Source organism: Thermoactinomyces vulgaris, from assembly GCF_005886755.1.
Taxonomy (GTDB): Bacteria; Bacillota; Bacilli; order Thermoactinomycetales; family Thermoactinomycetaceae; genus Thermoactinomyces; species Thermoactinomyces vulgaris.
The window spans coordinates 162,501-187,528 of sequence record NZ_CP039710.1 but is presented as its reverse complement, the minus strand read 5'-3'; the positions used below and the strand labels follow the sequence as shown (position 1 = coordinate 187,528).

Here is a 25,028-nt window from a genome sequence, read left to right as displayed (position 1 = left end):
AAGAGGGGCTGTCACGACTTCAACCGGCTTTCATCAAAAGGGGAAAGCCGGTTTTGATGCTTTTCAGGTGAAGGAGAGGGATTCCATTTCCGTGATCTTTTGATTGGAAAAGAAAGCTGAAATGGCAAACGAAGCGGCGCCAAGGGCTGTCGAATCATCTTTCAGCTTGGAAAAGCGAAGGCGGGTTGGGAAGGGATGATGGTTGGACAGCCGCTCTTCCAAAACGCGTTCAATGGGGTTTTTAATCCAGGGTTCAAAGCGGGCGATCCGGTTTCCGATGATCATGGCTTCGGGATTGAACGTATTCATGACATTGGTCAGGCCGATGCCGATGTATTCTCCCAAAGTGTTCAACAGTTGAATGACTTCAACGTTTCCTTTTTGGGCTTCGGTGTAAAGAACATCCAAATCGGCTTCCGGATGTCCTTCCGGGAGGTTCCGTTTGGAAGCCGCATTTAAAAGGGCGCTTTCCGATGCATATAATTCCCAGCAACCGCGGTTGCCGCACGAGCATTTTCTGCCCTGAAAGTCGATGGACATATGTCCCATTTCCCCGGCAATCCCCGTAAAGCCCCGATAGAGTTGATGGTTGATCACGATCCCCGTTCCGATCCCGATGCCGATGCTGATATACACTGAATTGGCAATGTGTTTGCCGGATCCGTACAACTGTTCCCCGTGGGCGCCGGCATTGGCTTCGTTTTCGATTTTGACCGGAATGTGGAATTTTTCTTCCATCACTTGTTTTAAATCCACGTTTTTCCATTTCAGATTGGGGGCGAATAAAATTTGTCCCCCGGAATCAACCAGTCCCGGGACCCCGATGCCGATGCCGACAATGCCATACGGGCTGTCGGGAGCTTTTTGGATAAGGTTCTCCGTGACGGCCGTCATTTGGTCCACGACCGTTTCCAGCCGGGTTGACTTTAATTTGCTCGTGGTTTTTTCGACGATATTTCCGCTTAAATCCGTTAAGATTCCCGAGAGATAGTTCACGCCGACATCCATGCCGATGGCGTAACCGGCGTGATGATGAAAATAAAGCATTACAGGCTTCCGGCCGCCACTGGATTGGCCGGCGCCGATTTCTTTGACGAAGGATTCTTTCAACAATTCGGTAACCATGGTGGACACCGTGGCTTTATTCAAACCGGTTTCTTTGGAAATTTGTGCCCGGGAGATCGGGCCTTTGTTTTTGATGGTGTGGAAAACAACGGATTTATTGATCTGTTTGACCAGGTTTTGATCACCGGTTCTGAGTGCTTTCATTTCTTTTTTCTCCTTACTGCAACCTCTGTTGTTGAAATTTTATCATACTCCATGGTTCGGTTCATGCGCAATGATTGTTTATGGTTTATACAAAGTTATGCTGCCAACCGCCGTGGATTTTGTATTTTATTATATATAGAAATTATATATTTGGATATATTCTTATTTTTATTGACAACGCTTTCATCAAAGTGTTAATCTTAGTTTAACAATTAAACAAAGTTTCGCTGAGTGTGGGCTGGAAAGGTTTCCGGGATGTCAGGAAATTCCGTCAAATGGCATAATATTCTTTCTAAATTTGCGGTTGAAAGAAACCTGCAGGCAACATGGAGACAGGAGCTGGTTCAATATGAAATATGTCATCGGTGTCGATTTGGGGACGAGTGCAGTCAAGCTTCTTCTGGTCAACAAGCCGGGGGAAGTGGTATTACAAGTCTCCAAATCCTATCCGCTGATTCAGGAAAGGTCTGGGTGGAGCGAACAAAACCCGGATGATTGGGTGAAGGCCACCATCAGCGGATTAAAAGAGCTTTTGCACCAATTTGCGGGGGATCCCGAAGACATTGAGGGGATCAGTTTTTCCGGGCAGATGCACGGCTTGGTGCTGCTGGATGAAAACCTGGAAGTGCTGAGAAACGCCATTTTGTGGAATGATACGCGCACGACGGAAGAATGCCGGGAGATCGAAGAGCGGGTGGGCAAAGAAAGGTTGCTCGAAATCACCAAAAACCCGGCCTTGGAAGGGTTCACCTTGCCGAAACTCCTCTGGGTGAAAAAGCATGAACCACATTTGTATCAAAAAGCCGGCGCTTTTGTCCTGCCCAAAGATTATGTGCGCTTTAAGCTCACCGGGAAACTTCATATGGACTATTCCGATGCGGCGGGCACCCTTTTGATGAATGTGCCGGAAAAAACATGGAGCCGGGAAATCGGGGAACGGGTCGGGGTGGACATGCGCCTGTGTCCGCCACTTATTGACTCGGTAGATGAAGTCGGTACGGTCACACCGGAAATCACAAAAGAGACCGGCTTGTCGCCGGCGACCCGCGTCTTTGCCGGAGGGGCGGATAATGCCTGCGGCGCGATTGGGGCCGGAATTTTAAAAGAAGGAAAAACGCTTGTCAGCATCGGGACTTCCGGAGTGGTTTTAACGTATGAAAAAGACGGAACCAAAGACTTTGGCGGAAAAGTCCATTATTTTAACCATGGCGCCCCCGATGCGTTTTACACCATGGGCGTCACGTTGGCCGCCGGGTACAGTTTGTCCTGGTTGAAAGAGGTCTTAGCCAACGACGGGGATTTTGACGAACTGTTAAACGGGATCGACCGGATTCCCGCCGGGGCGGACGGCCTGCTGTTTACCCCTTATATTGCCGGGGAACGAACACCGCATGCCGATGCCTTGATTCGCGGAAGTTGGATCGGACTGGACAGTTCGCATCAAAAGGAGCATTTGGTCCGTTCCGTGTTGGAGGGAATCACCTTTTCGCTGAATGAATCCGTGGAAATGTTTCGTGCAAACGGCAAAAAGGTGGATCAGGTGATCTCCATCGGCGGCGGGGCCAAAAATGAAACATGGCTGCAAATGCAGGCGGATATTTTCGGGGCCAAAGTCGTGAAACTGAAAAGCGAACAAGGCCCGGGGATGGGAGCGGCCATGCTGGCGGCTGCCGGATGCGGCTGGTTTGAATCGTTATCAGAATGTGCGGAGCAATTCGTCAAAGAGGAACGGGTTTACGAGCCGATTCCGGAAAACGTGAAAAAATACCGGCAACTGTTTCGGATCTACCGGGAAATTTATCCGGCTACCAGCGGACTGAGCCGTCAATTGCAGGCGTTCCGCCATGGAGGATGATCTTTTAAAGAGGAGGATGCGAAGGTGAAGGCAGACAAAGCATACCGGTTATCTTTCACCGAAAAGGCCAAGGAAATCGTCAGCCAAATGACCTTGGAAGAAAAAGTGTATCTGATGAGCGGGAATTTGACGAGAGAAGACTTGGTTGAGGAAGACAAAAAAGGCATCCGCTACAATGAAGTTCCTTATGAAGCGGGTGGGAACCGACGCCTGGGCGTGCCGGCCGTCAAGTTTGTCGACGGGCCGCGCGGGGCGGTGTCGGGAAATCGAAGCACCTGTTTCCCGGTTTCCATGGCCAGAGGGGCGACCTTTGACAAAGACTTGGAAGAAAGAATCGGACAGGCGATCGGGAAAGAAGTGAAAGCACTTGGCGGGAACTTGTTCGGGGGAGTTTGCATCAATCTTCCGCGCCATCCCGGATGGGGAAGGAGCCAGGAGACGTACGGGGAGGATTCGTTCCATCTGGGGGTGATGGGCTCTCACCTGGCCAAAGGAGTCCAGAGTGAAAACGTGATTGCCTGCGTCAAGCATTTTGCATTTAACAGCATGGAAAATGCCCGGTTTACGGTCAATGTGAAAGCGGACGAGCGCACGGAACGGGAAGTGTATCTGGCCCATTTCAAAGACGTGATCGACGCCGGGGCGGCTTGTGTGATGAGTGCTTACAACAAATACCGGGGAACGTATTGCGGACATCATGATTATTTGCTGAATCAGGTGCTCAAAGGCGAATGGGACTTTGACGGATTTGTGATCAGCGACTTCTTGTGGGGAGTCCGGGATACGGTTGAAGCGGCCAACGGCGGGATGGACATCGAAATGAACGCTGTGAAATACTTTGGCGAAAAATTGGTGGAAGCGGTCAAAAACGGCCAAGTTCCCGAAAAGAAAATCGATGAAGCCGCCGTGCGCATTGTCCGGACGCTTCTGGCTTTTTCGGAAGCGGATGAAAAAAAATACGGCGAAGAGGTTGTCGGCTGCAAAGAACATGTTGCTTTGGCGCTGGAAGCGGCGGAAAAGTCGATGACCCTGCTACAAAACAAGCATGAGACGCTTCCATTTTCCAAAGAACGTTGCAAGCGCATCGCAGTAATCGGCCGGCTGGGGAGCAAAGAAAATACGGGCGATCATGGTTCCAGCCGGGTTTATCCCGAATATGTGGTGACACCGGTGGAAGGAATCCGGCGAATTGTCCCCGGTGCCGAAGTGATTTTTGATGACGGACAAGACATCGGGCGGGCCCGAAAATTGGCCGCCACGGCGGATGCGGTCATTTTTGCGGTGGGCTATGACCATGATGATGAAGGTGAATATATCAACAATGCTCAGGATGACAGCGGATTGTCCGCCATCGGTGCCGGGTTTGATGCGGTGGGCGGAGACCGGGTCCGGTCCTTGGGGCTCCATGAAGAAGAGATCCGGTTGATTCAAGCCGTGGGGCCGGTGAATCAAAATTCTGCAGTCGTTTTGATCGGCGGGAACATGATCATGATCGAGGAGTGGAAAGATTTCGTTTCCTCCATTCTGATGGCTTATTATCCGGGGATGGAAGGCGGAACTGCGATTGCCAAAACGTTATTCGGCGATGTGAATCCCGGCGGAAAGCTGCCGTTTGTTGTCCCCAAAAAGGAGAGCCATCTCCCACCGGTCGATTGGGAAGCCGATGAGATTGTCTATGGATATGACCATGGTTATGTCAAATTGGAAAAAGAAGGGGTCGAACCGTCTTTGCCGTATGGGTTTGGCTTGTCTTACACCACGTTTGATCTGTATGATGCCGGGTTTTCCGCCGGCGACGGGTGGGTCACTGCCAGCTGTACGGTCAAAAACACCGGAAACCGGGCGGGGGATGAAGTCATCCAGATGTATGTCGGATTCAGCCAGGCCAAAGTGGACCGGCCGGTGAAAGTGTTGCGCGGGTTTGAACGCGTCCGCCTTCAACCGGGAGAGGCCAAAAAAGTGGAGATCCGGTGCCCCGTTGATAAGCTGATGTGGTTTAATCCCAAAACCCGCCAGTGGGAGCTGGAGCATATGGAGTATGAAGTCTATATCGGAAACAGCAGCCATGAGCGGGATTTGATCAAAGGCAAGGTCACGTTGTGATTCTTTTGCGCGCGGAAAAGGCCGGACGGGTCTTTTCCGTGTCCCAACCAAAATTTAAAGTGTTTGGGGGATTTGTATGGAACACATCAGGGAGTACAAACCGAAGGCCGGGGAAACCCCGAAGTTGACAATGCTGGAGAAACTGACGTTTGGGATCGGGGATTTCGGTGCCAATTTCAGTTGGACCTTCATCGCTTCGTTTATCACGATTTACATGACGGATACGGTGGGGATTCAAGCCGGGGTGATCGGAACGATTATTTTGATTGCCCGGATTTTTGACGGCTTCACGGATCTGTTCATGGGAAACATCATTGACCATACCCGGACAAAAATGGGGAAAGCCAAACCGTGGGTGTTTTGGACGGCTCCGGTTCTCGGAATCCTGACATTCATGTTGTTTCATGTGCCGGATGATATCAGTGATATTTGGAAAATTGCTTATATTTTTACGGTTTATCTTTTAATTTCTGCGGTTTTTTACACGGCGAACAATGTCGCTTATGCTTCGTTGACCTCATTCATGACCAACCGTGAAAAAGACCGTGTCGCTTTGGGAAGCATCCGGTTTATTTTCGCCAATGCGGCGGTATGGATTATCACCACGTTCACCACCGTGTTGGTCGGAACATTCGGCGGCGGCCAGCAAGGTTGGACCGTCACCGCGGCCATTTACGGGATGCTGTGCGCCGTTCCCCTGATGATCACCGGTTGGTTTGTCAAAGAAAGAAATGTGGCCAAAAAGAAAAAAGCAGAAACCAAAACCTCTTTTTTCCCGACCATGAAGGTGCTGTTTACCAACAAATACTTTATTCTGGCTTTGATTTTGTACTTGTTGTGGTATCTGCGCCAAACGGAAACAGGGGCAAGAATTTATTATGCGTCTTACATTTTCCATCAGCCGAATCTGATGGGCGTCTTAAGCACAGCCGGATTGATTCCTTTGCTGGCGGGACTCTTTTTTGCCCCGTATGTGGTAGGTAAATTCGGAATGAAAAAAAGCGCCTGTTACGGGTTGTTGATTTCAGCCGCCGGGTCCTTGATCATGATGGTGTTTTCCGAAAATTTAATCGCCTTGATTATCGGCATTGTGATCAACGCCATCGGATTGGTTCCCTTGCAGGCAGGGCTGAGTGCCATCGTGGCGGATGTGGGGGATCTGGTTTATTGGAAATCCGGCGTGCCGGTTCAAGGCTCGGTCTTCAGCTTGACCAGCGCCGGCATGAAAATCGGACAAGGACTCACCTCCGCTCTGGTCGGTTGGGCCCTGCAAATCGGAGGGTACGTGGCCAATGCCGGCGTCCAGTCGGAAAGTGCCGTTTTCGCGATCAAGTCGATGTTTATGTATTTTCCGTTCCTCGTCATTCTCTTGATGCTCGGGGTGCTCATGTTGTTGGATTATGAGAAAAAAATGCCGAAAATCAGACAGGAAATTCAAAGCCGAAATCATTGAGGGAGGGAATCCGGTGCATGTTCAAACCATCCGGCTCCACGAAAAATGGAAAAAATTCATTCTCCAAAACAGGGAAGGAATTGAAATCCATGTATTAAATTATGGCGGGATCATCCAAAAAATCATGGTCCCAGATCGCTTTGGCAAAGTGGAAAATATTGTTTTGGGATATGAAAAGGAGAAGGATTATGAGACGGATCCTTATTATCTGGGGGCGTTGATCGGGCCGGTGGCAGGCCGGATCCAAGGGGCCGAATTTCAATGGAATGATCAAACATTTAAACTGGAAAAAAATGAGGGGAACAATCATTTGCACGGCGGATCGCAGGGGTTTCACCAAGTGATTTGGGAAGCGGAACCGCTTCAAACACCGGAGGGTGTCGGCGTGAAGCTGTGTTATGAAAGCAAAGACGGAGAAAGCGGATATCCCGGAAACGTCAAAGTAACGGTGATCTATTGGCTGAACCGGAAAAATGAGTTGGTCATGGATTATCAAGCTGTCACGGACCGGACGACCCCGGTTACCTTGACCAACCACTCCTATTTTAATTTGTCGGGGAACTTGAAGGATACCGTTGAAAACCACCGGGTGCGGATGAATGCTTCCCGTTTTGCGGAATTGGACGAAGCGTTGCTTCCGACGGGAAGAATCCTTTCCGTCCGCCAAACCCCGTTTGATTTTGGGCAGGGACGAAATCTGAAAGACGGTTTTACCGGCAGCCATCCGCAAAACCGGATGGTTGGCGGCGGATATGACCACTATTTTTTCTTTGCTTCCAACCCGGGATGCGTGTCAGTCGAAGAAATAAAAAGCGGCCGGATGATGCAAATCATTACAAACCAGCCGGGGATGGTCTTGTATACATCCAATCAGATGAAAAAGGACCGGATGCTGGCGGGGGGATGGTCGAGAAAATATTTGGGAGTTTGTTTTGAAACACAAGCATCGCCTGCCTCCTTGCATGATCAGAGGTTTCCGTCCGTGCTTTTAAAGAGGGATGAAGTTTACCGCAAAAAAACGGTTTTTTCGTTTGGAATCAAATAGTGGCAGATGGCGTGGCCCTAACGGGCCGCTTTTTTTTATTTCTGATTCAAAACCATTCCCGTGGTCCACAGTTTGATACTCAGGTCAAGCAGAAACAGATCATCGGGATTTTCCAGGGACCGTCCGGTCAACGATTCAATTTTGCGCAGACGGTACACCAGGGATTGCCGGTGCAAATTGAGGGCCCGGGAAGTTTGGCTGATTCGGCAACATTTGTGCTGGGGATGATGACATCCGGCGCGAACTCCGATCCTTCCATCCTGCGCCGCTTCATCTGGGGAACGTTGATGGCCGCCATTACGGCCGTTCTCATCATCAGCAGCGGCTTGGAAGGATTGCAGACCGCCGCCTTGATTTCAGCTCTTCCCTTTACAATCATATTGATTTTGATGAGTTTTTCCCTGATCAAATCCTTAAGGCAAGAGAAAGGTTAAGGTTGTGCGCGGAAAGGAGAAAACACCTTTCCGCTTTTTGCTTGAAAAAGGGGACAAAAGCGGGGAAAGAAGGATCTTTTTTTATTCAGCCGGCCGGCTATGATAAACAAAGGAATCATTCAACCGGACGATGCACAGGAAAGGGTGAAAGGGAATTGGCAGGAATCAAAAAAAGCAAGCGCAAATGGATTTGGATTCTTGTGGTTCTTTTGCTGTTCGTCTCTTTGGTTTATGTCAACAACACTTCTCTTTTGGCAAAACCGCGTTCTGGCGATCCGTATCTCATGGCTCATCGCGGGCTGGCACAAACCTTTGACTTGGAGGGGGTGGAAAATGACACCTGCACCGCCGAGCGGATCCATCCGCCGGAACATTCTTATCTGGAAAACACGCTTCCTTCCATGCGTGCGGCTTTTCAGGCCGGAGCGGACATGGTCGAACTGGATATTCAGCTGACCAAAGACCATCAGTTTGCCGTGTTCCATGATCATATGCTGGAATGCCGGACCAATGCCAAGGGGAAAGTACGCGATTATACCATGGATGAACTGAAGAAATTGGATGTGGGGTATGGTTATACGGCCGATGGGGGAAAAACGCATCCCTTTCGCGGGAAAGGCGTCGGCTTGATGCCGTCACTGGACGAAGTGCTTCAGGCCTTCCCCGGAAAAATGCTGCTCATTCATGTGAAAAGCAATGATCCCCAAGAGGGAATCGTGCTTGCAGAAAAACTTAAATCGCTCCCTGCAGACCGCCTCCGTCAATTGGCGGTGTATGGCGGAGACCAACCGGTGGAAGAATTGCAAAAACAGCTTCCGGAGCTCCGCACGATGAGCAAAGCATCATTGAAAAGTTGCCTGCTTTCTTATCTGGCCGTGGGTTGGAGCGGTTATGTCCCGGCAAGTTGCCGGCAAACCCAGATTCATATTCCGGATGAGATCGCTCCCTGGCTGTGGGGATGGCCTGACCGGTTCCTGGAAAGGATGGACCGGGTGGACACCCGGGTGATTCTGGTGAAGGGAAGCGGCGGCTTTTCAGATGGATTTGACCAAGCCGAAGATGTATACCGTCTCCCCGAAGGTTACAACCGGTGGATCTGGACAAACCGGATTGATCGCATGGCCCCGCTTTTTAAGGATTAATCATTTCGTTCCACCAGATACCATTTTCCGGTGGAAGAAGCGATCATGGTCGGTGTCACCGGAAAGGGATGTTGTTGAAACCCGTTGATTTCATGAAGAGGAATTCCGGGAAAGCTCAAGTGACGGAGCAGTTCGCGATAGCACTGCTCGCGCACTTTTGCCGGGATTCCTTCTCTTTTGATCCAGCGGACGGCTTCCCGGAATTGTCCTTGTTGAATCAAAAATTGTATGTATAAAGGGAATACATGGTGTAGCGGCCGTCTGAATTGCAACTTGGAGCGTTTGCCGCGCCCGCCGCCCGGTTTAAAGAAGATCAGTTGGTCATCCACCATTTTTCGCAACAACCGTTTTACGTTGCGGGTGGAACAACACAAGACCCGGGCCAATTCGTTCAAACTGACATAAAACGATTGATGACAACGGTACTCTTGATATTGAAGTCTGAGCAACAAATAATACTCGATGATATTCATGCCATCACCTTGGTGCCAATCGGTTTGTTTGAAATCATCTTAACGGAAGGGCCGGAAATTTACCACCTGAGTTCCCGGGCTCATCCACCGCGGAGGGTATAAATGGAGACGTGCCCTCCGGACACGCCTCTTTATCCCGCTTTTCAATAACCTGATCGCCTCTGAATTTTTTCCTCTTAGTGAATATCTCTCTTTTTAAAGGAACCGCCCTGCACATCATGGATGTTTCCGGTGGCCAAAAATGCATTCGGATCAATATCCTCGACAATGGATTTTAATTTCGCTTCCTCCAGCCTTGTGATGATACAAAAAATCACTTTTTTGTTTTCTCCGCTGTAGCCGCCTTCCCCGGCCAAATAAGTGACACCGCGTCCCAAACGGTTGGAAATCGCTTGGCCGATGATTTCGATTTTGTCACTGATGATCCAAACGGATTTCATTTCTTCAAAACCTTCAATGACGATGTCAATCATTTTAACAGCGATGAAATAAGTGATCAAAGAGTACATGGCACGATCCCAGCTGAAGACAAAGCCGGCGCTGCTCAAAATGAACAGGTTGGCGAACATCACAATTTGACCGACGGAAAAAGGAACTTTCTTATTGATGAGGATGGCGAGGATTTCCGTTCCGTCCAAGGAACCGCCGTACCGGATGACCAGACCGACTCCGACTCCCAGAATAATTCCGCCAAACACGGCGGCAAGAAGCGGATCTTTGGTTACAGCCGGAACGTGATGAAATATGTTGGTAAACGCGGACATCACAACAATCCCAAACATGGTGGAAAAAGCAAAAGTTTTCCCGATTTGCTTATACCCCAAGAAAAGGAACGGAAGGTTAAAAACGACTAACAACAATCCAAGATTCCATTGGGTTAAATGAGAAATGATGATCGAGATACCGACAATGCCGCCGTCAATCACCTGATTGGGTACGAGGAAAACTTCCAAACCGAGCGAAAACAAAAAGGCACCGACCAAAATAAAGAAAATTCTTTTGATAGTATTTAACCAAATCAACTTTCTCGGCTTTTCCATTTGTTCCATTTCATTGGAAGAAGTTAATAACTCCATATGATTCACAACCCCTTTTTGACAGTGTGTTATCCAAGAGGGGATCAGGTTACAAAAAAGGGGAATGGCGAGGTTTTCAATTTCTTTCCATAACAATGATTCTTTAATTATATCACAATTATTTCATACGTGTTTTAAATATTTAAATGTCTAAAAATTAAAACCAATGTACAGAGGATGAAACCGGAAGGCGGTTCGGTTTTTGGGCTCCAAGATCATCCATTAATAAAGCGGTTTTTTTCGCACAAAATATGCTTGATATGGATGGAAATGGTTGATCTCTCCCTCTTTTTTTGGATTATCCCGAAAAAACAAAGATTATTCACTTATCATTATGAATATATCCAATAAACAAAATAAATTGTTAAATAAAAAATAAATTATTCATATTCATATTAAAACAAATTGAAGCGAATGGGAAGGTGGCTGAATAATTTTCCATATGAATTAATTTCGTTCTTTTCCTTTTGAAAAAAGCAGAAAACGATTGGATTCAAACGAGAGGATAGAAAAGAAATAAAAAAAGAGGGTTTTTATTACAAGATAGAAAATAAATATTTAAACGTGGTTTCCAACAAAACCCTGCAAAAGAGAACAATTCCTCTAATCCATGTTTTTCCTTTTATGTGGCACCGGAAAAAAGAGATCCAAATCATTTGATGATGTGATTGACTTTGAAAGGTTGATATTTTATGATATGAATCATTCGGTCATCGAAGTAATTTTGGATGGTTGTTGAACATCTTGTGACGCATATTGACTTATGCAGGTTAATATTTTATTGTATTAATCATTCGATAATCGAAACATCATTTCCCTGGGGGAGGTGATTGTGATTCGTGATGATCAAATGGACAATTTGATTGGCCTGTTTCACCAAATAATGGCGCTCTGTCACCTCTTGCTGCGGGAAGAATTAAAAAAACATCATTTAACTTTTTCCCATGCGCTGGTTCTTCATTTTCTCAATGTCAAAGGAGCCTCCCCGCTGGTGGAGATCAGCAAGCATCTGGATATACCGCTGAGTTCACTGAGCGGAATGATCGGGCGTTTGGAAGAGATGGGTATGGTTTTGAGGAAACGGGATCAGAAAGACCGGCGAATCGTACAGATCCGGCTGACGGACAAAAGCCGGGAGATGATTGATGAACTCTCCGACTCCCAGAGAAACAAGATTTATGCGCATGTCAAAAGGTTGAATCTTTCTTCTGAGGAAATGGAGCGATTCATTGAAAATATGCAAAGGTTTATCGAGGGGGTACACGAAAACCGGTTGGAGAAAGGAGGGACAAAGCATTGAAGCGTGCGGTGAACAACTTGATTTTGGTCCTTTTTGTGCTGGGGATGGTTATCGGTGCGGGATACTATCTTACCAATCAATCCCTTTATGTGACCAGTGAAATTGCCCAAGTGACGGCAGAGATGGTTCCGGTTTATCCGGATCAGGCCGGTGTGCTGAAAGAGTGGGCGGTTGAAGAAGGGGATTCCGTGGAAAAAGGTCAGATCCTGGGAACGGAGACGCTTCTGCAGTCCGGCCGGCCGTCTGACGAGGAATCCGATGCTCCGTTGACACAATCCATTACTTCGCCATATTCGGGTGTCCTTGTCAAAAGCAATGCCGTTCCCGGAAAGGTGGTCAGACCGGGACAACCGGTTGCGATGGTTGCCGATTTATCGAACAAATACATCGTTGCTTACATTGATGAGACAGAAATCGACCGGGTCAAACCGGGCAAAAAAGTGGACATTACGGTGGATGCTTTCAAAGACCGCATTTTTAAAGGAAAAGTGCAAAAGATTGGTTCGACGGCCGGGGATTTCACCAATCCATCGGCAAGCACGGACAGCCAAAATGAAAATAAAAAGGTTCAGCGTGTTCCGGTACAAATCGTCTTTGATGACCAAATCAACGTGAATTTGATGCCCGGAATGAATGCTGAGGTGAAAATACAGTCTTAAATCAAGGGGAAAGGTGATGGCTCATGAAAACAGGACGTCTTGTTTTGACGAATGCGCTTGTGTTCCTTATTATCATGGGATTGGGAATTGGCGGCTATTACTTCTATTATATGAAATCCAATTATATTGAAACCGAAGATGCCCGGGTAAAAGGGGATTTGATTCCGGTGGCTTCGGTCGGAAACGGAAAGTTGGAAGAATGGAAGGTTGAAGAAGGGCAACAAGTGAAAAGCGGTCAGGTTCTGGGGAAAGTAAACACCGGACAGCAAACCGTGGACATTCAAGCTCCGATGGACGGAACCATCGTGAAAAGCGATTTTTCTGAGGGGCAAATGGTTGCCGCAGGCCAAACCTTGGTCCAAATGGTGGATTTGAACAAACTTTACATTGAAGCGAACATCGAGGAAACCGAGATTAAAGATGTAAGTGTCGGACAAGAAGTGGACATTAAGATCGATGCGGAAGAAGGCACCAAAATCAAAGGAACGGTGAAGAAAATCGGAAAAGCGACCAACTCCGTCTTCTCCCTGTTGCCGCAACAAACCGCCAGTGGTGATTATACCAAAGTGGTCCAACGCATTCCGGTGGTCATTGAAATGGAAAGCTATCCGGATACCGTGGTGCCGGGTATGAATGCAACGATCCTCATTCATAAATAAGTTGATTTAAACAGATTTGTCAGGAAAGGAGGAAAAGAATGAGTGCGAATCAAAATACAGCGGACGGCGGCGGATTCCGACAGCATTTGCCGCTGATGATCGTGATTATGCTGGGAATGTTTTTGGCGGTATTGAACCAGACTTTGCTCAATGTGGCCATTCCCAGTTTGATTAATGAATTCAATGTGACGGCAAGCACGGCACAATGGTTGCTCACTGGTTATATGTTGGTCAACGGGATTTTGATTCCCTTCTCCGCTTATTTGGTTGACCGTTACGGAATCCGGCGGCTTTTCATCGCTTCGATGGTGTTTTTCACAGCAGGTTCACTCATCTGCGGGCTGGCCGCCACGTTTTCCATGATGTTGATCGGTCGTCTGATTCAGGCGGTTGGTGCCGGAATCCTGATGCCGCTGGTGATGGTGGTGACCCTTCATATTTTCCCGCCGGAGGCGCGCGGAAAAGGAATGGGTCTGTTCGGGCTCGGGATGATTTTTGCCCCGGCCATTGGTCCCACGTTGTCAGGATGGGTCATTGAACATTACGATTGGCGCATTTTGTTTAACGGGATGGTGCCGCTTGGTCTGATCGTCATTGGTTTTGCATTCTTCCTTTTAAAAGATGGTTTGAGAAAAGAGACCAAGCCGCAATTTGATTTTTGGGGGGCCGTCACCTCTTCGCTCGGCGTCGGTCTGTTGCTGTACGGATTGAGTGAAGCCGGGAACAAAGACTGGGATGATCCGGTGGTGGTTTCCACCCTTGTGCTGGGTGTGTTCTTCCTTTATGTGTTTGTGCTGTTGCAAGTTCGTTCGAAAAAACCGTTGCTCGATTTTTCCGTGTTTAAATTTGATATGTTTACCCTGTCGAGCGTGATTAATGCGATTATCACCATTGCCATGTTTGCGGGCATGTTTTTGATTCCGATTTACTTGCAAAACCTGCGCGGCTTTACCGCTTTCGAATCCGGGTTATTGCTGCTGCCGGGAGCGATTATCATGGGGTTGATGTCCCCGATTTCCGGTGTGTTGTTTGATAAAGTGGGGCCCCGTCCTCTGGCGGTGATCGGGCTGTTGATCACCACGGTGACCACTTATGAATTTACGCATTTAACCCTGGAAACCAGTTATACTTGGATCTTGATCATCTATATGATCCGTTCTTTCGGAATGTCCCTGTTGATGATGCCGATTATGACGGCCGGTTTGAACCAATTGCCGGAAGAGATGAACGGTCACGGCACGGCGATGGCCAACACATCACGGCAAATCGCCGGATCACTTGGAATCAGTGTGTTTACGACGATCTTTTCCATCCGCACCCAATATCATTTAGGGAAACTGGCGGATCAAGCCAATATGATGGATCCGGCTTACAGCGATCATTTTTATTCGGCACTGAGCGGTTTTGCCCAAGCTGTCGGCTTGCCGGCGGAACAAGCACAAAGTTTGATGACCAGCACATTGTACGGGCAAGCTGCCCAACATGCTTCAGTTTTGGGAATCAATGATGCTTTTGTTTGGGCCACCGTTTTTGCGTTTATTGGTTTGATTTTGAGTTTCTTCTTGCGGGATGTGCGGAAAGACAAGAAAGTATCCGGTTGAATGGTTCCTGAAATTACTCGGAATGTCGTGGAAGGGAGAGAAGTGATTCATGAAGATTTATGTGGTATATGACAGTGAAAGCGGACATACGGAAAAAGTGGCCGCATCGATTGCAGAGGGCGCACGCGAAGTGGAAGGGGCGGAGGTGATCCTCCGTCACGTCAATGAAGCCGATGTGCGGGAGTTAAACGATGTGGATGCGATCATCTGGGGATGCCCCGGCCATTTCGGAACAATCAGTTCCGGATTGAAGTCATGGATTGACCGTTTGGGACATCTGTGGGCGAACGGAAAATTGATTGGAAAAGTGGGAGCGGTTTTCTGCACGACCGCAACCCTGCACGGCGGTGCGGAAATGACATTGTGGAATTTGATTACGCCGATGCTTCATAATGGAATGATTATTGTCGGACTGCCGAGTAATTTGCCGGAAAATGTCATGTTGGGCTCTTATTACGGATTGTCTGTGACTTGTCCGGTCACGGATGGGGAAGAAGATTCACCGGGCGAAAATGACTTGTCACTCGGAAGAGCATTGGGACGCCGTGTGGCCAACGTTGCGAAAAAGTTGAAGTAAAAAGTTGATATGCTTTAAACCCGGAACAAAAGGGGGGAGTCGATTGACTTTTTTGATTCTTTTTTACGGGGCGCTCATTGTTCTTGGCGGAATAGTGTTGTATGCCATCAATTCCCGTGCCGGGAAAAATGTTGAGGAAGAAGAGCAGGCGGGAACCGCGGAGGTCCCGTCCCAAAAAGAAGCGCCTCAAAACAATGAATCTCCGGCGAAAAAAGTGACCGGGAAAGAAACGGATTCCTCCGGATACACCATGACCGATGATGAGTATCGGGAAGCCTTGCGCAGAAGCTTGAAAAAACAAACAGATACGGAAACGAAAGAAGAGCCGCCCCGGGATCCCGACCGGTACAGTGACCAAGAATACCGGGAAGTTCTTCGTTCGATGCATAAGCAATTGAATCAAGATAAGGAATCCAACCGGTAAACGAAGTCCCGGAATGCACCGCCCTGTGAAATGCAGGGTGGTTTTTTATTAGTGTTCCCATCGGTTGCCGGTTTTATCCCTTGGTTGAAAAGAGGTTCACGGACGGGCACTTCATGCGGATTATTCAGGATGGTCATTCTTCCCATGGCGCCGGAAGGAGGAATGGGCTATACTTTTGGCTGGTTGGATTTGGATGGAACGATAACCGAAGGGAACCGGAATGCTGTGCATGAATGGGAAGCATGGTATTTTGGTTGAAAGAAAAAGGAGTACGAGCGAATGGGACAAAATGCGTACAAAAAGGTTCGGGAAATCATCGATACCTCTGCCGGTTTATTAACCGGCCAGGCTTTATATCCATTTGCGGTGGATGAAATTCTTTGCAAGGAAGTGGGAAGCGGCCATCTTCCCCCGGTGCTTCATATTTGGCGGCATCAAAATGCTTTTATCCTGGGAATCCGGGACCGGAAATTGCCTCATGCTGAAAAAGCGATCGGTTGGTTGGAATCACTTGGTTCCCGTGTGGGAGTCCGAAATTCCGGGGGAGCCGCTGTTCCTTTGGATCCGGGGGTGGTCAATCTTTCTTTGATTTTGCCTTCACCAAGGGGAAAAGTGGAAATCAAACAAGACTTTGAAATCATGTATCAGCTGATGCGGGAGTGTTTAAAACCTTTGGTTCCCCCCGTTGAAAAAGGGGAAATCGAAGGATCCTACTGCCCGGGGGATTATGATTTAAGCATTGACGGGCGGAAGTTTTGCGGCATTGCCCAGCGGAGACAGATCCGGGCCTTTGTGATTCAGGCATTTGTTCTGGTGGAAGGAAACGGAAAGGAAAGAGGAAAGAAAGCGAAACAATTTTATGATTTGGCGTCAGGCGGCGATTTCAGCGCGGATTTCCCCAAAGTGGAACCCGGCAAAATGGCTGCCTTGTCCGAATGGAACCAGGATCTGACCGTTGACCGGTTTGTATCGCGGGTCAAAGAAGTGGTTGGTGACGGACGGAAAAAGGAAAGACATGATTACGATCCGGTGTATGAAGGACCGGTTCGGGAAATGTTGACGAAGATCCAAACAAGATACGGAAAATGACAAAAAGCCACTCCGGTGAGGAGTGGCTAAACACGTAGGAAAACGCTGTGAAAAAGGGATTGGGTTATAATGAACCCGCCTGCTGCAGCACAGACGGATGCGAGAAGGTCTCGGGTCTCATATTATTATTCGGACCCGTTTTTGATTTTCTGTCCTCGCGGGCAGATTTTTTAATGACGCCTTGCAAAGTCGACAAAACGGAATTTTTCCGGCAGATGGCGGGATTCCGTGTATTGAAAAAGCGTGTTGTCCTCCAAAAAGACATAATTTCGGACCACCGCCACATAAGGCTCTTTTTGATGGTCAAGGAAGTTCCGGTCTTCTTCCGTAATGGGTTCGATGGTGATGACTTTTTTGGCAAAGCTGATGGAAAGCCCGCACTGTTTTTCCAGATATTCATAAATGGAATCTTGGCAGACTTCTTTGGTCAACTCGGGAACATAAGCCTGTCGGAAGTAATCCTTGTCCAAAATGATTTTTTCCCCGTCCACTTCACGGATCCGGACAACTTCCCAAACCGGTTCCTTGCGCTTTAACCCAAGTTCCGCGTGGATTGTCGGATCCGCCGGTTTTAATTCCAATTTCTTCACATGGGTCTTCCATTGTTTATTTAATTTGGAGAACAATTCTTTGAAACCGACCAATCCCGAAACCGGAAAGTCGTACCGGTGAATTCCCAACACAAAAGATCCTTTGCCTTTGATTTTTTGGATATAGCCGTTTTGGGACAACAAGTTCAGTGCCTTTCGCACCGTTTCACGAGAGGTTTGGTATTGTTTGGAAAGATCATGTTCGGAGGGAAGTTTCCCTCCGGGTTTTAACTTTCCTTTTTCGATTTGTTCGGCAAGTTCATGGTAAATGGTCAGATAAATGTTTCCCACTTTGTTTCCCCTCAATGATTGGTTTTCGTTAAACGGAAAACAAGGGATTCGTAAGGACGCAATGTCATTTCCCGGAAATGGTCCGGCGCATCCGGATAGTTGGAGAGCACCAATTCTCCTTTCCAGTCTTCCGGCACATGGGAAGACGGCAGATGCCAACGGGTGGAATGAGCAAAGAAATTATTGATGACGAGCCATTTTTCATTCCGGCCGTACCTCAGATAAGAAAAGACATCCGGGTGATCCAATTGAACGGGTTCAAAAGTGCCGTTGATCAAGACATCGTGCTCTTTTCGCAGCTGAATGAGACGTTTGTAATGATGAAAAATGGAGTTGTTGTCCTTTAAGGCTTGTTCCACGTTGATTTGCCGGTAATTCGGTGCAATGGGAATCCAAGGGGTCCCTTGGGTGAAGCCCCCGTGTTTCCCCGCTGTCCATTGCATCGGGGTGCGCGCGTTGTCACGGGATTTTTGCCGGATGATCCGCATCACTTCTTCCTCGGTTTTCCCCTGCTCCCGCAAAATGTGATACATATTCCTTGTTTCGACATCCCGGTACTCGTCGATGGACGTAAAATCCGGGTTGGTCATGCCGATTTCTTCCCCTTGGAAAATAAACGGGGTTCCATGCATCAAATACATGGCGGTGGCCAACATTTTGGCCGATTCTTTGTGGTATGGTCCGTCATTGCCGTAGCGGGAAACCACCCGCGGCTGATCATGGTTGCACCAAAACAAGGTGTTCCAGCCGCCGCCTTTTTGCATTTCCGTCTGCCAGGAAGAAAGGATTCGTTTTAATGCTTCAAAATCCATTTGGCCTGTTTCCCACTTCTTCCCGTCCGGATAATCCACTTTCAAATGATGGAATTGAAAAACCATGTTTAACTCGCGGTTGTCCGGACGGGTGTATTGAATGCAGTGCGGGATGGTCGTGGACGACATTTCGCCTACGGTCATGATATCATAGCGGGAAAAGACTTCCCGGTTCATCTCCTGCATAAATTCGTGGATGCGCGGCCCGTCGGTGTAAAATTTGCGGCCGTCCCCGGGAGGGACGGATCCGTCGTCATCGGGGAACCGCTGATCTTTGGAGATCAGGTTGATCACGTCCAACCGGAATCCGTCCACGCCCAGATCCAGCCACCAACGCATCATTTCGTAAATTTTTTGTCTCAGCTCCGGATTTTCCCAGTTTAAATCCGCTTGGGTTTCATCAAATAAGTGCAAGTAGTATTGGCCGGTTTTTTCGTCCCGTTTCCAAGCGGAACCCCCGAATTTGGATTGCCAATTGTTCGGTTCCTTTCCGTCCTTTCCGTCTTTCCAGATGTAATACGAACGGTACGGACTTTCTTTGGAAGATCGGGACGCTTGAAACCATTCATGCTCGGTGGAAGTATGGTTGACCACCATATCCATGATCAATCGCATGCCGCGTTGGTGCACTTGATGGAGAAGTTCTTTAAAATCCTCCATCGTTCCGTATTCTTCATGGATTTTGTGATAATTGCTGATATCATACCCGTTGTCGTTTTGCGGGGATTCATAAACCGGCGTCAGCCACAAAACATCGACCCCCAGCTCTTTCAGGTAGTCCAGCTTCTGAATGATTCCTCTTAAATCTCCTGTTCCGCTCCCTGTCGTGTCATAAAAGCTTTTTGGATAGATCTGGTAGACAACAGCTTTTTTCCACCATTCCGCCAACAAAAAAACCTCCTTGTAAGCTACATCAACTCTTGGATTTCTTCCTTGATAATGGATGATTTCGTTCCAAACACCGCCTGAATCCCGTCGCCTTTTTTGATGACACCGGCGGCGCCCAATGCTTTCAGACGGTTTTCATCCACTTTGTCAATTTCTTTGACCCCGACCCGGAGGCGGGAGATGCACGCGTCCAGTTTGACAATGTTATCTTTGCCGCCCAAAGCTTCCAAAATGAGAGCGGCTTGGCTGCTTGTGCTTTCTTTTTCTTTGCTTCCGGATTGGATGCCGATTTTTTCGCGGAACTCGTCTTTGGTGCGGAGACGGGTTTCTTCGTTATCATCTTCACGTCCCGGTGTTTTCAGGTTCATTTTTTGGATCAAAATCCGGAACGTGAAATAGTAAATAACCGCAAAGACAAGGCCGAGTCCGATGGTGACAAGCCATGCATTGGAGTGGTTGGGCAGTACATTGAACAAGATGAAGTCAATCAGCCCGGATCCGCCGGCAAAACCGCCGTGCATGCCCAAAGCATTGACAAGCCCGAAAGCGATGGCGGTCAAAACAGCATGAATGGCATATAACACCGGGGCAACAAACAGGAATGTGAATTCAAGCGGTTCCGTGATTCCGGTCAACAAAGCGGTGACGGCAGCCGCCACGATCAAGGATTTGGTTTTTGTTTTTTTGCCCGGTTTTGCCGTGTGAATGATGGCCAGTCCCGCAGCCGGCAGTCCGAACATCACCGGGATGAATTTCCCAGCGATGTAGGTGCCTCCGGTAATGGCAATCGACGGGTCACGCAGTTTGTCGATGACTTGGGAAATATAAACGTTTTGGTCCCCCACGATGCGGGCGCCGTCCAACGAAGTGTAAGCGCCGCCGATATCCGTGAACAGCAAGGGGGTGTTGTAAATATGATGCAAACCGAACGGGATGAGCAGTTTTTCAATCCCGCCGTACAACCCCACAATCAACGGGTTGGTATGGGTGGCAATATAGTTCCCCAAAACAAAAATCCCGTTTCCGACCGGCGGCCAGATGAAGTAAAGAACCACCGCAGACAAGATGGCCCCGAACGAAGAAACAATGGGAACCAGCCGTTCTCCGCTGAACAAGGAAATCGAATCGGGCAATTCCACTTTATGAAAGCGATTGTAAAGATAGGCGGTCAAAAAACCGATTAAGATCCCGCCGAACACACCGATTTGCATGGTTTCGATGCCAAGTTCGGTTCCCAGCAGTTTTTCGTTCAGGTTGATTCCGGTGATATCAATCAACGCCCCGAGGGTGGTATGCATGATGAAGAACGAAATCAGTGCCGAGAAACCAGCCATTCCTTTGCCTGTCCAAGTGACGGCAATTGCCACGGCGAACAGGACGGGAAGATTATTAAAAACGGCTTGTCCTGCCCGTTGCATCAATTCCCCGGTGACTTGCCAGCCGTTGCTGCTCAAGAAAGGAATCAATTCTTGAACATTGGGATTTAAAATCACACCGCCCAGACCCATCAAAATCGAAACAAGCGGAAGAATGAGAACCACGGCCATCATGGAGCGGCCGACACGTTGAAAAAAGTCAAAAGAGAAACCTTTCGCCATTATTTTCCTCCTATCCCCGTGTTGGAATCAGTCGCCTGTATATACAGGAAAGGGAATATAAAAAAATGAAAAGCCTTTCATTTAACCAAATTGTACTCCTGTCTATACAGGTTTGTCAATGGAGGAGGGAGGTTCCGGGAAATCCTGATCCTGCCATTGATTCTGACGCCAAGCTTGTGTTATGATGAATACACCGCGCTAGACGGGGAGGTAGCGGTGCCCTGTAACCCGTAATCCGCTATAACGGGGTTGACGCCTGTCCGAGGCGTGCTTTGTGCGAGGCTGGTCTGGATCATCCGTGTTGATGACCGGGTCCTGCGCAACGATCACTTCCGAACCGTGTCAGGTCCTGACGGAAGCAGCACTAAGGGAGACCGGTCGTGTGCCGCAGGGGTGCCTGGTCTGAGCTGATGGTTCAGGGGCCGCTCGGGCAAGACACGTCGGAGACAGGTGCGCGGTACATAGACATCTTTGAAAAACGCACCTTGGGCACAAGGTGTTTTTTTTAGGTTTTGAATGGAAAATTTTTTCTTAAAGAAGGAAGAAAAAGGTAAACAGCGAATAAAAAGGTAGAATTATTTGGGGCATGTTGCCCGTACACAGCAGGTTGTTGTCAAAAAAGATGGGAACTTCCCATTTTGATGTCGGTTGTTTGCGGTTGTGATGGGAGAAGTTGTTCACTTGTGGATCTCATGTGATTCCAATGAATCGTTCGTTGCAAAAAGTAAGCACGAAGGATAGAAGGGAAGCTTTTAATGTGGCGGTGCGAAGATGATGAATATGAACACAAAGGCGTTAGCAGGAAATGGAGATGGGTCAATCCATTTATACACATTTTATCCTGTGACACCCTATGAGCGTTTGGCCGTCCAGTTAATTTCAAAAATCCACTTGGGAGTTATCGTGGTTGATGACCGGTTGAATGTCGTGGAAATCAATCAAGCAGCAGCAAGGCTGTTGGGGCTGGAAAAGTCAAAGATGATGTACCGGTCGTTCCGGGATGCCGTGATTCAGCTGGGGTTGCCGAAAAAGTACAGGGAACGGTTGTTTTCGATTTTGCATTCCCGCAAAGAGAAACGGAAGCTGGAATTGGACTGGTGCCCGGACGGGGAAGAACCGCGGTGCCTGCTGATGCGGTTTCACACGTTTGAAGACAGTGAAAGCGGCTTGAAAGGGCAAATTTTGATGATTGAGGACCAAACCGAGATGCAACTTTTGAGGCAGCAGGTTCAGCAAAACAACCGTTTGGCGACCATCGGTCAGATTGCAGCCGGAACCGCGCATGAAATACGCAATCCCCTCACGGCGATCCGGGGCTTTTTACAGGTGATCGGGCACAAAATGAAGGAGAACGGGCAGCAGAAAGAACACGGGTATATCGATATCATGTTAAGGGAGATCAGCCGGATCAGCAGCCTTGTCGGGGAATTTTTGATGCTGAGCAAACCACGGCATTTAAACGTCCAATCCGTGAATGTGACAAAGGTCTTCAACGATATCCTGCCCATCATCAAAAACGAAGCACTTCTTTATAACATTGATGTGGTGACCAAACGGCAACTGACGACGATTCCGATGATTGAAGCAGATGGGGAGTTGTTGAAACAGGTTTTTCTCAATATTTCCAAAAATGCGATTGAAGCAATGAAAGATGGCGGCCTGCTGACGATTCGGCTCAAAACATATGAAAAAAGAAAACATGTGGTTGTGGAGATCATGGATACCGGTCCCGGAATACCACCTCATGTTTTGGAAAAAATATATGAACCGTTTTTTACAACCAAAGAGAACGGAACCGGTCTGGGACTTCCCATTTGCCGTCAGATTTTGCGGGAGATTGACGGAGAAATCAAAATTGAGTCCGGACCGAAAGGAACCAAGGTGAAAGTCTGCTTGCCGCTTATCAAAACATAAAACCCACTGCCGATAAGACGACGGATCTTTTCCCACAGGCAGTGGGTTGTTTCTTTTGGAAAAAAGGTTTCCAGTGTAGTATGATAGTAAAGACCATGAATATGCCCCGTTGAGGGGGAACAAGTTGGAGTGTTGGGTGTGTCCTATCGGGCATTGTATCGCGTTTGGAGACCGCAACGCTTTGAGGATTTAGTCGGTCAGGAACATGTGACAAAAACATTGATGAATGCATTAAGCGAAAAACACCTTACCCATGCTTATTTGTTTAACGGACCGCGCGGAACGGGGAAGACCAGCGCGGCAAAGATTTTGGCCAAAGCAGTGAACTGCGTTCACGGTCCGGCCAAAGAGCCTTGCAATGAATGCGAAGCTTGCCGGCGCATCACCGAAGGTTCCCTGATGGATGTGGTCGAAATTGACGCGGCATCCAACCGGGGGGTGGATGAGATCCGTGATCTGCGCGACAAGGTGAAATATGCGCCGACCGAAGTCCGTTACAAGGTGTATATCATTGATGAGGTTCATATGTTGACTACAGAAGCATTTAATGCGCTGTTGAAAACATTGGAAGAACCTCCGGAGCACGTGATTTTTATTCTGGCTACCACGGAGCCGCATAAACTTCCTCCAACGATCATTTCCCGCTGTCAGCGATTTACTTTTCGCCGCATTTCCTTTGAAAAGATCGTGAACCGTTTAAAAACGATCTGCCGGTCGATGGATATTTCCTTTGATGAAGAAGCCTTGATCTCCATTGCGCAAACCGCCGACGGCGGACTGCGGGACGCGCTGAGTCTCTTGGATCAAGCGCTGGCCTTCAGTGGGGATTCCTTGACCATTGAAGCGGTGCAAGCCGTGACGGGAAGTGCGTCGAGGGAGATGGTGCTTTCAATTTTCGTTGATTTGGCCGGACAGAAGATGCCTTCCGCCTTGCAAAAGCTGGAGGAGTGTATTGCAAGCGGCGTGGAACCGGAAAAGTTGATTCAAGATTTCATCCATGTTTGCCGGGACTTGTTGATGTATAAAACCGCACCTTCTTTGATGGAGCACGAAGGAAGAACACAGTGGATGAAATCGGTGGAAAAGGTTGCAGGGGAGTTGACACATCAACGTCTTTCCCGGATGCTGGATGTGTTGGTTCATTCCGAACAGCAGATGAAATGGGTGACCCATCCCCGCGTGTTATTGGAGATGGCCTTGGTCCGTTTGGCGGATGTTTTTGGAAGCGATCCAAAAAATGTGGAGCCGGATCTGGTGGCAAGGCTGGAAGAGCGGATCGAAAAGTTGGAAAGTTGGATTCGCCAGGCAAAAAACACCGCGGCCGTGAAGGAAGAAGCTTCCCCGGCCTCCGGGAACCGTCCAGGCCCGTCTTCTCCGGTTGTCAAATCTTCCGAACCGGCGTTCAGCCGGCAATGGTTGGAGAAGCTGTCCGGGAAACAAGGAGCCCGGATCAAAAAGATCTGGCCTGAATTGCTTCAACGGGTCAAAGAGGAAAAAATCACGGTTCATGCTTGGTTGATTGACGGTGAACCGGTCGGAGCCACCGATGATGCCGTGATCGTTGCTTTTAAAAGCAAAATTCACCGTGAAACGACGGAAAAGGAAAGCAACAAGTCTTTAATTGAAGGAATTCTTTCACAGATGACGGGGCAACGGATGCAACTGAAAACCGTGATGCTGGATGATTGGAAGAAACAAGCTTCCGCACAGAATCTTCCGGCTTCCGGTAACAAGAGCGGCCCGCAACCGGAACCGGAGTCTTTGCAAGAAGACATT

At 48.4% G+C, this 25,028-nt stretch carries 21 protein-coding genes, 1 other RNA gene and 1 pseudogene (1 of these 23 only partly in view); 16 read left to right on the top strand and 7 right to left on the bottom strand.

From position 1 onward, the window contains the following. Window positions 1-63 precede the first annotated feature (63 nt). On the bottom strand, window positions 64-1,269 hold the full coding sequence (locus tag FA954_RS01065; RefSeq protein WP_138614819.1) for an ROK family transcriptional regulator: 1,206 nt from the start codon (window positions 1,267-1,269) through the stop codon (window positions 64-66). Between the two features lie 349 nt (window positions 1,270-1,618). Between FA954_RS01065 and xylB the strand changes: the two genes are divergently transcribed. The 4 genes from xylB to FA954_RS01045 all read left to right on the top strand — a co-directional run bounded on the left by xylB (window position 1,619) and on the right by FA954_RS01045 (window position 7,725). Further along, the gene (gene xylB, locus FA954_RS01060; RefSeq protein ID WP_049720776.1) at window positions 1,619-3,124 is read left to right on the top strand and encodes a xylulokinase; all 1,506 of its coding nucleotides are present in this window, start codon (window positions 1,619-1,621) and stop codon (window positions 3,122-3,124) included. A gap of 24 nt (window positions 3,125-3,148) precedes the next feature. Continuing rightward, window positions 3,149-5,227, top strand: a complete 2,079-nt coding sequence (locus FA954_RS01055) for a beta-glucosidase family protein (protein ID WP_049720777.1) — start codon at window positions 3,149-3,151, stop codon at window positions 5,225-5,227. Between the two features lie 76 nt (window positions 5,228-5,303). Continuing rightward, window positions 5,304-6,680, top strand: coding sequence for an MFS transporter (locus FA954_RS01050; protein ID WP_037997743.1), 1,377 nt, complete (start codon window positions 5,304-5,306; stop codon window positions 6,678-6,680). A gap of 13 nt (window positions 6,681-6,693) precedes the next feature. Continuing rightward, a complete protein-coding gene (locus FA954_RS01045; protein WP_049720778.1) occupies window positions 6,694-7,725 on the top strand; it encodes an aldose epimerase family protein in 1,032 nt (343 codons plus the stop codon). Window positions 7,726-7,760: 35 nt separating this feature from the next. On the opposite strand, the pseudogene FA954_RS01040 reads toward FA954_RS01045, so the two are convergent. Further along, a pseudogene (locus tag FA954_RS01040) lies at window positions 7,761-7,928 on the bottom strand (helix-turn-helix domain-containing protein); the annotation flags it as partial. 21 nt (window positions 7,929-7,949) lie between these two features. On the opposite strand from FA954_RS01040, the gene FA954_RS01035 reads away from it, so the two are divergent. After that, on the top strand, window positions 7,950-8,159 hold the full coding sequence (locus tag FA954_RS01035; protein ID WP_138615199.1) for a BCCT family transporter: 210 nt from the start codon (window positions 7,950-7,952) through the stop codon (window positions 8,157-8,159). Between the two features lie 155 nt (window positions 8,160-8,314). Beyond that, window positions 8,315-9,301 (top strand): glycerophosphodiester phosphodiesterase family protein, encoded by a 987-nt coding sequence (locus FA954_RS01030; RefSeq protein WP_062843303.1) that lies wholly within the window; start codon window positions 8,315-8,317, stop codon window positions 9,299-9,301. Here the strand turns inward: FA954_RS01030 and FA954_RS01025 are convergent. Together FA954_RS01025 and FA954_RS01020 are read right to left on the bottom strand one after the other, a co-directional pair. Continuing rightward, a complete protein-coding gene (locus FA954_RS01025) occupies window positions 9,298-9,774 on the bottom strand; it encodes an SgrR family transcriptional regulator (protein WP_062843200.1) in 477 nt (158 codons plus the stop codon). The genes FA954_RS01030 and FA954_RS01025 overlap by 4 nt on opposite strands. Before the next feature lie 176 nt (window positions 9,775-9,950). Continuing rightward, window positions 9,951-10,823, bottom strand: coding sequence for a YitT family protein (locus FA954_RS01020; RefSeq protein ID WP_138615198.1), 873 nt, complete (start codon window positions 10,821-10,823; stop codon window positions 9,951-9,953). A gap of 859 nt (window positions 10,824-11,682) precedes the next feature. Between FA954_RS01020 and FA954_RS01015 the strand changes: the two genes are divergently transcribed. From FA954_RS01015 to FA954_RS00985, 7 genes are all read left to right on the top strand, one after another. Next, window positions 11,683-12,150: a MarR family winged helix-turn-helix transcriptional regulator gene (locus FA954_RS01015; protein ID WP_037996527.1), complete on the top strand. Its 468-nt coding sequence runs from the start codon at window positions 11,683-11,685 to the stop codon at window positions 12,148-12,150. Continuing rightward, window positions 12,147-12,809, top strand: a complete 663-nt coding sequence (locus FA954_RS01010; RefSeq protein WP_037996529.1) for an HlyD family secretion protein — start codon at window positions 12,147-12,149, stop codon at window positions 12,807-12,809. Before FA954_RS01015 ends, FA954_RS01010 begins: the two co-directional genes overlap by 4 nt. A gap of 23 nt (window positions 12,810-12,832) precedes the next feature. After that, the gene (locus tag FA954_RS01005; RefSeq protein ID WP_037996530.1) at window positions 12,833-13,468 is read left to right on the top strand and encodes an HlyD family secretion protein; all 636 of its coding nucleotides are present in this window, start codon (window positions 12,833-12,835) and stop codon (window positions 13,466-13,468) included. 38 nt (window positions 13,469-13,506) lie between these two features. Next, window positions 13,507-15,069, top strand: a complete 1,563-nt coding sequence (locus FA954_RS01000) for a DHA2 family efflux MFS transporter permease subunit (RefSeq protein WP_049720783.1) — start codon at window positions 13,507-13,509, stop codon at window positions 15,067-15,069. A 49-nt stretch (window positions 15,070-15,118) separates the two neighbouring features. Then, the gene (locus FA954_RS00995; protein ID WP_037996532.1) at window positions 15,119-15,646 is read left to right on the top strand and encodes an NAD(P)H-dependent oxidoreductase; all 528 of its coding nucleotides are present in this window, start codon (window positions 15,119-15,121) and stop codon (window positions 15,644-15,646) included. 43 nt (window positions 15,647-15,689) lie between these two features. Then, on the top strand, window positions 15,690-16,070 hold the full coding sequence (locus tag FA954_RS00990; protein ID WP_037996534.1) for a hypothetical protein: 381 nt from the start codon (window positions 15,690-15,692) through the stop codon (window positions 16,068-16,070). A 279-nt stretch (window positions 16,071-16,349) separates the two neighbouring features. Continuing rightward, a complete protein-coding gene (locus tag FA954_RS00985; RefSeq protein WP_037996535.1) occupies window positions 16,350-17,159 on the top strand; it encodes a lipoate--protein ligase family protein in 810 nt (269 codons plus the stop codon). Window positions 17,160-17,329: 170 nt separating this feature from the next. Here FA954_RS00985 and treR read toward each other — a convergent pair whose 3' ends face one another. From treR to FA954_RS00970, 3 genes are read right to left on the bottom strand one after another with little or no spacing between them, the layout of a single operon-like run. Beyond that, window positions 17,330-18,040: a trehalose operon repressor gene (gene treR, locus FA954_RS00980; protein ID WP_121874259.1), complete on the bottom strand. Its 711-nt coding sequence runs from the start codon at window positions 18,038-18,040 to the stop codon at window positions 17,330-17,332. An 11-nt stretch (window positions 18,041-18,051) separates the two neighbouring features. Beyond that, on the bottom strand, window positions 18,052-19,743 hold the full coding sequence (gene treC / locus FA954_RS00975) for an alpha,alpha-phosphotrehalase (RefSeq protein ID WP_037996538.1): 1,692 nt from the start codon (window positions 19,741-19,743) through the stop codon (window positions 18,052-18,054). Between the two features lie 17 nt (window positions 19,744-19,760). Beyond that, complete coding sequence (locus tag FA954_RS00970; RefSeq protein ID WP_138614818.1) at window positions 19,761-21,338, bottom strand: PTS transporter subunit EIIC; 1,578 nt, start codon at window positions 21,336-21,338, stop codon at window positions 19,761-19,763. Window positions 21,339-21,531: 193 nt separating this feature from the next. Here FA954_RS00970 and ffs point away from each other — a divergent pair. The 3 genes from ffs to dnaX form a co-directional block, all read left to right on the top strand. Beyond that, window positions 21,532-21,796: signal recognition particle sRNA large type (gene ffs / locus FA954_RS00965), an RNA gene on the top strand. Between the two features lie 445 nt (window positions 21,797-22,241). Further along, the gene (locus FA954_RS00960) at window positions 22,242-23,252 is read left to right on the top strand and encodes a two-component system sensor histidine kinase NtrB (protein WP_170151243.1); all 1,011 of its coding nucleotides are present in this window, start codon (window positions 22,242-22,244) and stop codon (window positions 23,250-23,252) included. Between the two features lie 138 nt (window positions 23,253-23,390). After that, window positions 23,391-25,028, top strand: the 5' portion of a protein-coding gene (dnaX, locus tag FA954_RS00955) for a DNA polymerase III subunit gamma/tau (protein WP_037996555.1). 72 nt of this gene lie beyond the right edge of the window; 1,638 of the gene's 1,710 nt are visible here — the first part of the coding sequence; it begins with the start codon at window positions 23,391-23,393; the stop codon falls past the right edge of the window.

Bases quoted from the DNA above. Each gene is read 5' to 3' on its own strand.
- FA954_RS01005 (WP_037996530.1), top strand. From the start codon at position 12,833: ATGAAAACAGGACGTCTTGTTTTGACGAATGCGCTTGTGTTCCTTATT.
- FA954_RS01000 (WP_049720783.1), top strand. From the start codon at position 13,507: ATGAGTGCGAATCAAAATACAGCGGACGGCGGCGGATTCCGACAGCAT.
- FA954_RS00995 (WP_037996532.1), top strand. From the start codon at position 15,119: ATGAAGATTTATGTGGTATATGACAGTGAAAGCGGACATACGGAAAAA.
- FA954_RS00985 (WP_037996535.1), top strand. From the start codon at position 16,350: ATGGGACAAAATGCGTACAAAAAGGTTCGGGAAATCATCGATACCTCT.
- FA954_RS01025 (WP_062843200.1), bottom strand. From the start codon at position 9,774: ATGAATATCATCGAGTATTATTTGTTGCTCAGACTTCAATATCAAGAG.
- FA954_RS00970 (WP_138614818.1), bottom strand. From the start codon at position 21,338: ATGGCGAAAGGTTTCTCTTTTGACTTTTTTCAACGTGTCGGCCGCTCC.
- FA954_RS01035 (WP_138615199.1), top strand. From the start codon at position 7,950: ATGATGACATCCGGCGCGAACTCCGATCCTTCCATCCTGCGCCGCTTC.
- FA954_RS01050 (WP_037997743.1), top strand. From the start codon at position 5,304: ATGGAACACATCAGGGAGTACAAACCGAAGGCCGGGGAAACCCCGAAG.
- FA954_RS01065 (WP_138614819.1), bottom strand. From the start codon at position 1,269: ATGAAAGCACTCAGAACCGGTGATCAAAACCTGGTCAAACAGATCAAT.
- xylB (WP_049720776.1), top strand. From the start codon at position 1,619: ATGAAATATGTCATCGGTGTCGATTTGGGGACGAGTGCAGTCAAGCTT.
- FA954_RS01020 (WP_138615198.1), bottom strand. From the start codon at position 10,823: ATGGAACAAATGGAAAAGCCGAGAAAGTTGATTTGGTTAAATACTATC.